The sequence below is a fragment of the Nannocystis exedens genome (assembly GCF_002343915.1).
Lineage (GTDB): Bacteria > Myxococcota_A > Polyangia > Nannocystales > Nannocystaceae > Nannocystis > Nannocystis exedens.
This window is the reverse complement of record NZ_NETK01000001.1, coordinates 2,387,958-2,400,576: the sequence shown is the minus strand read 5'-3', so window position 1 is coordinate 2,400,576 and position 12,619 is coordinate 2,387,958. Positions and strand designations below refer to the sequence as shown.

9 protein-coding genes are annotated in these 12,619 nt (G+C 73.8%); 3 read left to right on the top strand and 6 right to left on the bottom strand.

The genetic code is table 11. From position 1 onward, the window contains the following. Window positions 1-364: 364 nt before the first annotated feature. A complete protein-coding gene (locus tag NAEX_RS09340) occupies window positions 365-1,372 on the bottom strand; it encodes a hypothetical protein (protein WP_096327156.1) in 1,008 nt (335 codons plus the stop codon). Window positions 1,373-1,430: 58 nt separating this feature from the next. On the opposite strand from NAEX_RS09340, the gene NAEX_RS09335 reads away from it, so the two are divergent. Both NAEX_RS09335 and NAEX_RS09330 read left to right on the top strand, forming a co-directional pair. Then, window positions 1,431-2,006, top strand: a complete 576-nt coding sequence (locus tag NAEX_RS09335) for a 3'-5' exonuclease (RefSeq protein WP_096327155.1) — start codon at window positions 1,431-1,433, stop codon at window positions 2,004-2,006. After that, window positions 2,003-2,476, top strand: coding sequence for a 3'-5' exonuclease family protein (locus NAEX_RS09330; RefSeq protein WP_096327154.1), 474 nt, complete (start codon window positions 2,003-2,005; stop codon window positions 2,474-2,476). The genes NAEX_RS09335 and NAEX_RS09330 overlap by 4 nt, the downstream gene beginning before the upstream one ends. A gap of 735 nt (window positions 2,477-3,211) precedes the next feature. On the opposite strand, the gene NAEX_RS09325 is transcribed toward NAEX_RS09330, so the two are convergent. Continuing rightward, window positions 3,212-4,081, bottom strand: a complete 870-nt coding sequence (locus tag NAEX_RS09325; protein ID WP_096327153.1) for a PAS domain-containing protein — start codon at window positions 4,079-4,081, stop codon at window positions 3,212-3,214. Between the two features lie 93 nt (window positions 4,082-4,174). Here NAEX_RS09325 and NAEX_RS09320 point away from each other — a divergent pair, with 93 nt between their 5' ends. Further along, window positions 4,175-6,007, top strand: a complete 1,833-nt coding sequence (locus tag NAEX_RS09320) for a sodium:solute symporter family transporter (protein ID WP_096327152.1) — start codon at window positions 4,175-4,177, stop codon at window positions 6,005-6,007. Between the two features lie 162 nt (window positions 6,008-6,169). On the opposite strand, the gene NAEX_RS09315 is transcribed toward NAEX_RS09320, so the two are convergent. The 4 genes from NAEX_RS09315 to NAEX_RS49895 form a co-directional block, all read right to left on the bottom strand. Next, window positions 6,170-8,626: a PAS domain S-box protein gene (locus NAEX_RS09315; RefSeq protein WP_096327151.1), complete on the bottom strand. Its 2,457-nt coding sequence runs from the start codon at window positions 8,624-8,626 to the stop codon at window positions 6,170-6,172. A 334-nt stretch (window positions 8,627-8,960) separates the two neighbouring features. Then, a complete protein-coding gene (locus NAEX_RS09310) occupies window positions 8,961-9,431 on the bottom strand; it encodes a nuclear transport factor 2 family protein (RefSeq protein ID WP_096327150.1) in 471 nt (156 codons plus the stop codon). Window positions 9,432-9,630: 199 nt separating this feature from the next. Beyond that, window positions 9,631-11,253 carry a hypothetical protein gene (locus NAEX_RS09305; protein WP_143141263.1) on the bottom strand — a complete coding sequence of 541 codons (1,623 nt, stop codon included), beginning with the start codon at window positions 11,251-11,253 and terminating at the stop codon, window positions 9,631-9,633. 930 nt (window positions 11,254-12,183) lie between these two features. Further along, window positions 12,184-12,510, bottom strand: coding sequence for a helix-turn-helix domain-containing protein (locus NAEX_RS49895; protein ID WP_170135585.1), 327 nt, complete (start codon window positions 12,508-12,510; stop codon window positions 12,184-12,186). Between the last annotated feature and the right edge of the window lie 109 nt (window positions 12,511-12,619).

Here is a 12,619-nt window from a genome sequence, read left to right as displayed (position 1 = left end):
AAGGGCGGTGGTGTGATGATTCAGCGGCGCTCCGCCGTCCGCACGCGGTCGTGCGCGGGCGGACGACTTCGCGGTGCTCGCCGGCGCGGCGATCCCATGCGACGGCGCGAGCGCGGCGAAGCGACGGAGCTTCGGGGCGTGCGGGCGGGCCTTCGCCCCCCGTACGTTGCAGTCGGGGGGTGAGTGTCGTCTGCCGCGCCCGCGGATCACGAGGCGGGCGCGGCGAGGGCAGCGCGAGCGCCCCGGGTGCCGGTGAGCACACGCAACGACGAGCTCCACGGGCCCGTGAAACCGCTGCGGACGCGTGAATTCGCGGCCCTCTCGCGGTTTCACGGCGCCGCGCGGGGCCGAAGCGAGGCAGCGCTCACGAGTGCTGAGCGTCGCTGCCGCGGCGCGCCTGGCGGTCGACGCGGGCCAGCAGCTCGTGGTCGTCGAGGCGGCGGGCGATCGCGAGGGCACGCGCGCGGGCGACGTCGCCGTCGGGCTGGCCCTGGATGCGGGCGACCAGCAGCAGGCCCATCGCCCGCAGGCGGGTGTAGCCGCCGTCGCCGGCGTGCTCGCAGGCTCGCAGGGCCAGGCGCAGGGCCTCGTCGGGGCGGCCGGCGCGGAGGCAGCCGAAGGCGAGGCCGGCGTCGCGGCGATAGCTGGCGAACGGGTGGACGTCGCTCGCGGGCAGCGACTCGAACAGCGCCAGCGCGGCGGCGTGCTCGCCGGCGCGGTTCAATTGATAGGCGCGCTGGTCGACGAGGCGCGCGCGGAAGCAGGCGGCGTCGGCGGGCTCCAGCGCGGCCGCGGCGAGCGTGCGCTCGATGGCGTCGAGGGCGGCGAGCACCGGCTGGCCGCGCTGGCTGGCCGCGTAGGCCTGGACCAGCGCGAGCTCGACGCGGGCGTCGTCGTGATCGGCGAGGCCGGCCAGCGCGGCGGTGGCCCGCGCCAGCTGCGCCTCCGCCTCCGCGAGCATGCGCGCCCGCAGCGCGCAGCTCGCGTGGCCGAGGTGCAGCCACACGCGCGCGCGCGAGGTCGACACCGGCGGCCGGTCCCACAGCCGCAGCTGGTCGCGGCACAGCGGCAGCGGCAGGTCGCCGAACGGGCTGTGATAGAGGCCCATCCAGCGCACGCGCGACTCGACCGGCGCGGGCACGCCGAACACCCGCAGGAGCCGCTGGCCCCACACCCCGCCGTCGAGCTGCCCGCGGCGCCGCAGCCGTCGCAGCGCGCGCTCGATCGAGGCCACGTCGTCGCCGGGGGCCTGCTCGATCAGCTTCCACGCGACCGCGGCGAGCGTGCCGTGCTGCTCGATCAGCGCCGCCAGCAGGTCGCCCCAGGTGAAGCCCGCGGCGTGTCCGGAATCTTGTCCGCCCTCGTCGGCCACGCCCGCACTATACCTGGCCGCGAAAGGAAGCTTTGCCGTTTGAGCAGCTCCAACGACCATGTCTGAAGCCATTGCCCGCTACCTCGTCGTCGACCTCGAGGCGACCTGCGACGACCTCGGGGCCCTGCCGCGCGAGGAGAGCGAGATCATCGAGATCGGCGCCGTCCTGGTCGACGGCGCCACGCTGGAGCCGATCGCCGAGTTCCAGTCCTTCGTCCGCCCCGTCGTCCACCCGCGGCTGTCGCCGTTCTGCACCGAGCTGACGACGATCACCCAGGCCGACGTGGCCCGCGCGCCGACGTTCCGCTTCGTCGCGCCCAAGCTGGCCGCGTTCGGGCAGGGCGCGCTGTTCTGCTCGTGGGGCGGCTACGACCGCAACCAGCTCGAGCGCGACGCCCGGCGCGCCGGCATCCGCTCGCCGCTGGGGCCGCGCCACCTGAACCTGAAGGAGGCGTTCGCCCGGGCCGCGGGCGAGGGCCAGAGCGGCACCTACGGCGCGCTGCGGCGCGTGGGGCTGAAGCCGACCGGCACGCACCACCGCGGGATCGACGACGCGCGGAACATCGCCCGCCTCTTGCCGTACGCGCTCGGTCGCGCGGCGATCGGCGCGCCACGCGAGCGGAGGCCGCGATGAGCCGCGACAAGCTGTGGATCATGGTCGACGTCGAGACGTCGGGGCCGATCCTCGGGCGTCACTCGCTGACCGAGCTCGGCGCGGTGGTCGGCTCGGCCGAGCGCGGGGTGATCGATCGCTTCGAGGTGCTGATCACGCCGCTCTCGGACGAGGTGATCACGAGCCGCGGCTCGTTCGCGCGGGCCCGCAGCTCGGGCCTCGCGCCCGCGGAGGCGATGCGCAGGTTCGCCGCCTGGACCCTGCCGCACCGCGAGCGTCGGGCCGGCTTCATCGCCCGCCCGGCCGCGTTCGACTGGCCGTGGATCGTCTGGTACGCCTGGACCTTCCTCGGCGAGAACCCGTTCGGCTTCAAGGCGGTGTGCGCATCGTCGTGGTTCGAGGCCCGCGGCCGCAGCTTCCGCGTCGACCTGCCCCACCGCGCGGTCGACGACGCCGACATCCAGCTGCGCCACTTCCTCGCCCACGCGTGAGGCGGGGTCGCGGCGAGCCCCTCGTGGTGGGTGCGCTCGTACCGAGGCAGGCCCTGCCCACGCGTCAGCGGGCGAATGGCATGTCGAAGAGGACATGTCCATGAAGACAGTTGTGGCGAGCGATCGCGGCGGCCACGGGCCGGGGGGATAGGGCCGCCGGGCCCGGGAGACGGCGTCAGGCGTGCCCGTCGCGCCTGGAACTGGCCGGAGCGGCGGCCCGGGTGGGCGACCTGGCCCGGAGGGCAGGTGAGCGTCGGCGGCGGCGAGGACGAGGACAGCCTGCTGGTGCGCCTCGGCGCCGGCGGCGAGGAGGAGGCGACGCGGCTCCACGACCTGTCCGCCGAGGATGACGAGGAGCGTCGCGCTCGCCACGACGCCCGCGGGCGACGTGTTCGCCCTCGCCAACGAGTTCACCCTCGGCCTCGGCAACCGGATGCGCCTCGACCGCTACGACGCCGGGTTCGAGCTGGTGTGGAGCGTCGAGGACGACGGCCTGTTCGAGGCGACCACGGCGCTGGCGGTCTCGCCGCTCGGGCGGGTCGCCGCCGCGGGGGTGCAGATCGCCGACGACGGGGCCGGCGAGACGGCGTGGTGGCTGCGCTCGTATGGATCGCCCTTGCCGTGCTGCGATATGTCCCGAAGGACATGGGATGAATGGACGCGAGCCGTTCGTGCGCGTCGGGCGATCCGGGGTGGTGCCGGCGGCTCGTCGGTCGGCGAAGCGATCCAGGCGCCTCAAAACGCGCGCGGTCCGTCGCCGATGGCCTCGCCGACGGCGTCCTTGAGGCTCGCGCGCACGGTGATGCCGGCCAGCTCGCCCGCCGACGCGGCCAGCGCGGCGGCGACCTCGGGGCGGACGCCGGTCAGCACGACGCGGGCGCCGAGCAGGCGGACGGCCTGCGCCGCCTTTGATAGTTTCGCGGCGGCGGCGACGTCGAGCTCGCCGACGCCGGTGACGTCGACGATCGCGACGCGCGCGCGCGCGGCCGCGACGCCCTGCAGGAGGGTGGCCTGCGCGTGTCCCAGGCGGGTCGCGTCGAGCCGGCCGATCAGCGGCATGACGAGGACGTCGTCGCGGATCGGGATCAGCGGCGTCGACAGCTGCAGCAGGGCCGCCTCGTGCTCGCGCAGGCGCTCTTGCTGGCGCAGGTTGTCGCGCAGGGCCTGCTCGTGGCGGACCTCGTCGGTGATCTCGCGGACCACGACGACGACGGTGTCGGCGGTCAGCGGCGAGGCGTTGGCGCTGAACCACAGCTCCTCGCCGCGGATCGTGCGGCTGTAGACGCTGTTGACGACGCGGTCCTCGGCGAGCGCGCGGCGGATGTCGGCGACGAAGGCGTCGGCGTGGCCGGGGGGCAGGACGTCGTGCATGGTCTTGCCGAGGAACTCGGGGGCGGGCTTGTAGCGGGCGCCGGGGGCGGTCTCCGGCAGGCGCAGGTAGCGGCCGTCGCGGTCGACGATCAGCACGGCGTCGGTCATCGCCGAGAACATGGCCCGCAGCTCGGCCTCGGAGGCGCGCAGGGCCAGGGCCTCGGCCTCGAGCTCGGCGACCCGTCGGCGCAGGCGCACGAGCTCGGCCTGCGGGGTCTCGGCGGCGTCGGTCATGGGCGCGGGGGACTGTAACGCAATCGCGCGGCCCGGCGACCCCAGCGCGCAGCGACTTGCTCGCGCGGGCGGCCCGGACCAAACCTCGCGCGCGTGCTCGACCTCGTCCTCGTCCTCGCGTTCGTCGCCTACTCGGTGAGCGCGGGCCTGCGGGCGCGGCGGCTGGCCTCGCGCGATCTCGGCGAGTTCTTCCTCGCCGGTCGCACCCTGCGCGGCTGGCAAGCGGGCGCGAGCATGGCGGCGACCCAGTTCGCCGCCGACACGCCGCTTTTGGTCACCGGGCTGGTCGCGGCCGGCGGGCTGTCGCGGCTGTGGCTGCTGTGGATCTACGGGCTGTCGTTCCTGCTGCTGGCGTACGTGTTCGCGGGGCCGTGGCGGCGCGCGCAGGTGCTGACCGACGCCGAGCTGGTCGAGCTGCGCTACGGCGGCCGCGGGGCGCTGGCGCTGCGCGCATGCAAGGCGCTCTACTACGGCGGGGTCCTGAACGGCGCGGCCCTGGCGATGGTCGTCGTCGGCGCGGTGCGCTTCACCGAGGTGTTCCTGCCGTGGCACGCGTGGCTGCCCGAGGCGTGGTTCTCGCCGGTGCTCGCGCTCGTGCGCGCGTTCGGCGGGCAGTTCGTCGCCATCGGCGGGGTCGCGCCCGACGTCGCCGGCGCCGACGCGCTGCTCAGCCTCGTGGCCCTGCTCGGGTTCACGGCGATGTACTCGCTGACGGGAGGCCTGCGCGCGGTGGTCGCGACCGACGTCGTCCAGCTCGCGATCATGCTGGTCGGCACGGCGCTGTACGCCGGGGCGGTGCTGGCGGCGGTGGGCGGCCCCGCGGACATCACCGCCGCGCTGGTGGCCCGCCACGGCGAGGCGCAGGCGAGTCAGTGGCTGTCTCTTTGGCCAGGTGACCAGGCCGGCCCGGCGCTGCTGGTGGTGCTGGTGCTGCCGTGGCTGTTCCAGGCCAGCGCCGACGGCACCGGCTACCTGGCCCAGCGCTGCATGGCCTGCAGCGACGAGGTCGAGGCCCGCCGCGCGGGGCGGGTGTTCGCGTGGCTGCAGATCGTGATCCGCAGCGTGCCGTGGGTGATCACCGCGCTCGGGCTGCTCGTGCTCCTGCCCCCGGGGCCAGGTCCGGTCGACGTCGCCGCGCGCGAGCAGACGTTCGTGCAGGGCATCGACCTGCTGCTGTCGCCGGGCGCGCGCGGGCTGATGCTGGTGGCGATGCTGGCGGCGCTGGCGTCGACGATCGACACGCACCTCAACTGGGGCGCGAGCTACTGGAGTCACGACGTCTACGGCCGGCTGTGGTGCGAGGCGCTGCGGAAGCGCAAACCATCGGGCCGCGAGCTGGTGTGGGTGGCGCGCCTGGCCAACGTGGCGCTCCTGCTGGTGGCGCTGATCCTGGCGGCGCGGATCGGGTCGATCCAGGCGGCCTGGCACGTCAGCCTGCTGTTCGGGGCCGGGATCGGCGCGGTGCTGATCCTGCGCTGGCTGTGGGAGCGCATCAACCTGTGGTGCGAGTTCGCGGCGATCGCCGTCAGCCTGGTGCTGGCGCCGGCGCTGCTCGCCGGGTCCGACGACGCGCACTGGCGCCTGGCGGTGATGGCGGCGGCGTCGACGGCGGTCACGACGATCGTGGCGCTCTGCACCTCGCCGGGCGATCCGGCGGCGCGGCTCGCGTTCTACCGCCGCGCCCGCCCGCTGGGCTTCTGGGGCCGCACGGCGGCCGCCGCCGGCGACGACCCGGCCACGCCGCGGCAGGCCCTGGTCCGCGCGCTCGGCCACGTGGTCCGCGACGGGCTGGCGCTGTACCTCGCGCTCTACGGGGCGATCCGGCTGCTGTTCCCGCTGCCCGGGGCCGGCCGCGCCGGCGCGATCGCGGCGCTGGCCGCCTCGGCCGCGCTGGTGCTGTGGTCGCGCGAGCGGCCGGTCGAGTGATTCGCGCGGCGCGACGCCGGCAGGGTGTCGAGCGTCCTATGTCTCGAGGGACATGCCGCGATTCCGGCGCAGCCGGGCGCGCCGATCGTCACATGTCTGAAAGAACATGCGATGATTCCCGACGGCGATGGTCAATGCCTGTCCCCGAGGACATGCGATGATTCACGGCGGGGGCGGCGCGACCGGCTGGGCGACGGCGGCGGTCGGGGCCTGGCGCGGCAGGTTGACGCGGAAGGTCGAGCCGACGTCGGGGGCGCTCTCGACGCTGACGGAGCCGCCCATGGCCTCGGCGACGTGGCGGGTGACCCACAGGCCGAGGCCGAAGCCGCCGTAGTGGCGCTCGGACACCGCGCGCTCGAAGCGCTGGAACACGCGGGCCTGATCCTTGGGCGAGATGCCGATCCCGCGGTCGCGCACCGACAGGAGGACGCTGTCGGGCTTGGCCGTGAGGCCGATGTCGATCGGCTTGCCGGCGCCGTACTTCATCGCGTTGGCCAGCAGGTTGCTGACGATCTGCTCGAGGCGGGCGCGATCCCAGCGCCCCTCGACCCGCGCCGGCATCTCGAGCCGGAGCGCGCAGCCGGCCCGCTCGAGCCGTTCGGCGAAGCCGTCGATGGTCTCGCGCACCAGCGCCACCAGGTCGAGGGCCTCGGGCTCGAGGCTGAAGCGCCCGCTGGTGATCTGCGAGACGTCGAGCAGCTCCTCGATCAGCCGGTGCAACCGCTCGGTCTGGCGCACGACCCGGTGGATCTTCGGCGCGGCGACGCTGGTCGCCAGCTCGCTGCGGCCCCGGCACAGCTGCTCGAGCCGCCCGAGCTGCAGCATCAGCGGGGTCAGCGGGGTGCGCAGCTCGTGCGAGGCGACGGCGATGAACTCGTCGCGCTTGTGCAGCGCGATCTGCATCTCGCCGTAGAGCCGCGCGACGTCGAGGGCCTGGGCGATCCGCAGCCCCAGCTCCTCGGCCAGGGCGAGGTCGTCGGCGTCGAAGGCCCGCGTGCGCGCGCCGAGGAGGAGGACGCCGAGCCGCTCCGTGCGGGCCGTCAGCGGCACCAGCACGGTCGAGCGGTAGCGCAGCCGCTCGGCCAGGCGCTCGCCTTTCGGCACGCCCGGCAGCACCGGCGTCTCGCCGTCGATCTCCACCACGGTGAACCGGACCTCGCCGTGGCGCACGAGCCCGAGCAGCTCGCCGTGGCCCTCGCCCAGCCGGCGCGACAGCTCGTGGTAGCGCGCCTCGAGCTCGGCGTCGTCGCCGGCGATGGCGACGGGGTGCGCCGGGCCGAACTTGCCGTGCTCGTCGAGCAGCTCGACGACGGCCAGGTCGGCGGCCTCCGGCACGAAGTGGCGGACGACCTCGTCGAGCGAGGCGATGACGTCGAGCGAGGCGGCGAGGAGCTTGCTCGTCTCGGACAGCAGGACGGCGCGCCGGCGAGCCGCGCGCTCGACCCGCAGCAGCCGCTCGTTCTCCGCCTCGGCGTGCTTGCGCGCGGTGATGTCGAAGAACGAGGTGACGACGGCGCTGGGCTGCTGCGGACCGGCGAGGTAGAGCGGCCGCGAGTTGACGGAGATCCAGGTGAGCTGGCCGTCGGGCTTGTGGACGCCCATGATCACCCCCGACTGCGGCTCGCCCGAGGCGAGGGTGGTGCTCGAGGGGTGGGTGTCGCCCGGGAACGGCGAGCCGTCCTCGTGGATCGTGCGCCAGCGCGGATCGAGGGAGGTCCGGCCCAGCATCTGGTCCTTCGTCAGCCCGAGCAGGCGCTCGGCGCTGGCGTTGCAGGTGTGGATCGTGCCGTCGCGGCTCTGCAGGACGATGCCCTCCTCGAGCGCGGCGATCGAGGTCCGGTAGCGCTCCTCGCTGACCCGTAGGGCCTCCTCGTTGCGCTTGCGCTCGCTGATGTCGAGCACGCCGCCGAGCAGCCGCGTGACCCGGCCGTCCTCGTCGCGCAGCGCCTTGCCGCGGGCGAGGACCCACACGAGGCCGCCGTCGGGCCGCACGACGCGGTACTCGATGTCCTGGAAGGTGCCGCTGGTCAGGCTGCCATGGACGTTGGCGTCGACGCGCGCGCGGTCGTCGGGGTGGATGCACTCGAGCACCCCGGTGTAGTCGGTGGGCGCGAGGCCGCGGCCGTGGATCCGGATCATCTCGTCGTCCCACACGAGCTCGCGCGTGCGCACGTCGAGGTGCCACAGCCCGAGGCCGGTGGCGGCGGCGGCGAACTCGAGGGTGTCCCGCTGCTCGCGCAGCCGCTGCTCCATCGCCACCCGCTCGGTGACGTCGCTGGCGATGAGCGTGAGGGCGACGACCCGCCCGTTGCGCTGCACCGGCCCGACGCGGGTCGCGTAGCGCCTCGGCTCGCCCGGCGTGACGCGGGCCAGCGCCTCGAAGAAGCCGGGCTCGCCGGTCTCGACGACCCGGCGAAAACAGGCGCGGGCCACCTCCTGCGACTCCGGCGCGAGGTACGAGAACACGCTGCGCCCGATCAAGCCGATCATCGCGTACCGCGGGTGCGTGCGGTTGATGAAGCGAATGATCCCCTCGGGCGAGATCATCGTCACATAATCCGGGCTGTTCTCGAGCAGGGAGAACAGGAACGGGGAGACGCGTTCGAGCTCCGTGAACACGGAGCAGGACGGTTCTGTCGCGCGGAGCGTGGACACGAGACCACCCCAACAATACCGAGCGCCCGGCCGGACTCGCACCCTAAAATAACGGTAAATCTCGCCGCCCTCGGCGCTCGACGTCGGGTGTATCGCCGTCCGCCCCCGGTCGCACGCGCACGCGCGGGGGCCGCCCGACGGCCCCGTCGCTCGCGCCGGATCAAGACCGGCTCAAGCGGGGTTCCCTCCGCGTTCGCGCGCGACGGCCGCCCGCTCGCGGCTGCAGACCATCGGACCGCTGAGCCGGCCGTACGCGCGGCGAATCACGAGATGTCCCGAGGGACAGATTGCCGCGAGGTCACAACCCGAGCTCGCTCAGGCCCGGGTGGTCGTCGGGCCGGCGTCCGAGCGGCCAGTGATACTTGCGGTCGGCGGGGGCGATCGGCAGGTCGTTGATGCTGGCGTAGCGGCGCACCATCAGCCCGTTCGCGTCGAACTCCCAGTTCTCGTTGCCGTAGCTGCGGAACCATTGCGCGGAGTCGTCGTGCCATTCGTAGGCGAAGCGCACGGCGATGCGGGCCCCGCCAAAGGTCCACAGCTCCTTGATCAGGCGGTAGTCGAGCTCCCGGGCCCACTTGCGCTGGAGGAACCGGCGCACCTCCTCGCGGCCGACCGGGAACTCGGCGCGGTTGCGCCAGCGGGTGTCCTCGGAGTAGGCCAGCACGACGCGGTCGGGGTCGCGGGTGTTCCACGCGTCCTCGGCCGCGCGGACCTTCTGGCGGGCGGTCTCCTCGGTGAACGGTGGCAGCGGCGGGCGAGCTTCGGGCATGGGCCCATGCTGTGCGGGTGATCGGTCCGTCTGTCAATCGGGAAGCGGCAGGCGGCCCCGGGCGCGGGGCGTCGCCGGCGGCGGGCGCGAACCGAGGGGCGCGCGCCCGGAGAGACGGCGCGCGGCCGGGAGGACATGTCTTCGTCAACATGTCCTCGCGAGCATGCCCGTTCGGGCATGCCCGGTGGACCATGCGGCCTCAGGGGCGATCGGCGCCGGCGAAGTCGGGGGCGCCCTCGACCGCGGTGCGCGGCTCGCCGTCGATGTCGACCGTCGGGTCGCCGATCTGCCACACGGCGGAGTGGTCGAGCAGGGCGGCGCCGGGCCCGAGGTGGTAGCTGCCGCCGGCGTAGTCGGCGAAGATGGACGCGAGGCTGTCGACGCCGATCGTGGTGATGTTCGGGCCGTCGAGGCCGGCCGCGGTGGTGACGGTGTCGGCGATCGTCAGCTCGACGTCGGGGCACTGGATCTCGCCGCCGACGCCGGCGAGGATCGAGTTGCGGATCGTCACCGACGCGGGGTCGAGGCAGTTCAGCACGCCCTTGCCGCTGGCGCCCTTGTCGACGACGGTGGTGTAGAGGAGGCGGAGCTTGCCGCCGCCGAGCGACTGCAGCGGGGCGCCGGTGAGGGTGTCGCCGAAGATGCTGTTCTCGGCGCCGACGATCCCGCCGATGTCGGAGGTGGCGCCGGCGTTGACGAGCCGGAAGCTCGAGCGCCGGACGGTGAGCTGGCAACGGACGGCGTGCAGGGCGGCGCCGGGGACGTCGAAGACGTTGACCTCGTCGAGCCAGACCTGGCCGCCGTCGCCGCAGCTGGCGACGCTGGGGGGCATGCCCTTGGTGACGTACAGCCGCGAGACGTACAGCTTGCTGTCGATCGGCTGGAGGTTGACGTCGTCGGCGACGCGGAACACGGCGTCGGCGGTCGGGACGGTGAACACCACGCCGGGCTCGCCGAGCAGGGCGATGCGCTTGCCGGAGACCGCGACGTGGACCGGCCGGGCCTGCACGCCGGGCTTGATGTAGACGATCTGGAACGGCTTCGGGTCGGCGACGGCGCGCTCTACCGCCTGTTCGACGGAGCAGCACTCGTTGCCGAGGACGCACTTGTCTCCCTCGGCGCACGGGACCCCGGGATCGACGTACCAGCGGCCGGTCGCGAGCTGCGGGAAGCAGGCGCCCACGTCGAGCTCGCAGGCGGTGTCGGGGCACTCGCCGTGGTCCCGGCACCCGCGGCAGGTCTGGGTGCGCGGATCGCAGATCGGCTGGATCGCGGGGCACTGGGTGTCGACGGTGCAGCCGACGCACTGACCGTCGGCGCAGGTCAAGGTGTCGCCGCAGTGCGCGTCCTCGACGCAGGTGACGCAGGTGTTTTGCTCGGGGTCGCAGTGCAGCGGGACGCCGCAGTGGTCGTCGACGGCGCAGGCGACACACTCGCCGCCGGCGTCGCAGTGCGGCTTGGCGGGGTCGAGGTCGGCGCAGGCGAGGCCGTGCGCGGCGAGGTCCTGGCAGCCGACGCAGCCGCCCCCGGCGCAATAGGGCGTCGGCGCCTGGCAGGCCGGGCACGGGCCGTCGCCGGTGTCGACGGCCGTGGTCTGGGTGGTGGGGTCGGTCGTCGTGGTGGTCGGCTCGCTCGTCGCGGTGGCCGGCGCGGCCGTCGGGTCGCTGTCCGTCGCGCTCGCGGGGCCGGTCGCGGCGGTCGAGTCGGTCGGCGCGGTGGGGTCGGCCGTCGCGTCGGTGGTCTGTCCGCTGGGATTGAAGCAGGCGCCGACGACGAGCGACGTCGCGGCGGCCCCCGCCAGGCTTCGCAATAATGTCAACATCGATAAACAATCCTCGTCATGGGTCGACGGCGAGAACGCTGCCGTCGACCGGTCTGTCGAGCCTCGCAATGGCGACCGGGGCCTCGCACCCCGGCGGCGAGAATATGCCAGCCGGCGGCCCGCTCCGGCGGAGAAGTCGTCTGCCTGCGAGCGCTAACTCACCGCGCCTCGCGGAAGTGTACGCTGGAGTCAACGTGCGACGAGAGGGTCTCGTCGGCATCGCCGACCGGCGCGAGCGGTCGTGCGATTGGCCGCGGGCGACTCCCCGCATTCCGCGAGGTGCAGGACCGCGTGACGCTGCCGGTCCACGTGATCGACGACGCGACGCGGCCGGCGAGTGCGAGCCGGGCGAGGCGACGCCGCGCTTCGAAGCGGGCGGCGGGCACATCGACACGAGCTCATTCCACCGCGGGCGGCCGCTTCATGGGGGCAGCGAGGACTGCAACACACCGCCGACGCCGAGCTTCGGCGCGCCGATCGAGTTCGCGCCGTCGTCGGCCGCGGCGGCCGAGTTCGACCTCCCCGCCGGCGCCCGCAGTTGCGTCCGCGTCGAGCGGCGACACGCCGCGTTGGCCCTCGACCGCGACGACGGGCAGGAGCTGTTCGCTCGGCCGCTGGCCTGTCCTTGGGGGCATGTCATCACAACGACTTTCCGGCGCCCGCCGAGATCGACCGCGATCCAGCCCCGACGCCGATCGCCGCACTGGCGCTTCGAGCTCGTCGAGATCGACCTGGGCCATTCGGCCCGCGACCGCGACGCGAACCGCGGATTCGCGCGGGTCCGGTTCGTCCAGCGCGCGCAGGGCCAGCGCCGCTCCGGCGAGGTCGTCGGCGTGCGCGCTGCGAGTGCGCGCGCGACCTCGCGCTCCGGCACCGACGCGGACGAACGACGCGCGCGACCACGCGTGCGCGCATTCGGCCGCGTCGAGCTCACGAGGGTCCGGTCGACCCCGACGACGGAGTTCGCGGCGGGGCGGCGCCTCGGGTCCAGTTGAGCCGCAGCTTGATGATGCGGCGCTTCATGGCGTGACGGGTGATACCGAGGAGTTTGGCGGCGCCGACGATGTTGCCGGCCCGCTCGAGCGCTTCGATGCAGAGGCGCCGCTCGGCGTTTTCGAGGTTGAAATCTTCAAGGATGAACTGAGGCATGCCGGGTTTGTAGCGCGCGACCGTGGTCTGGCGCGGATCAAGCCAGGCTGAATATCCGCGCGCGAGAGCGTGCGTCGTTGTGGTGACCGCGTCGTTCGAGCGATCCACGCCTGCGAACCGACGATTGCGGCGGACCGATCGAGTCCGCGGTCCGCCGCCGCGACGGGGAGGCGGGCGAGCCCGGCCGAGCACGCCAGAGGCGCGCCGAATCGCCGCA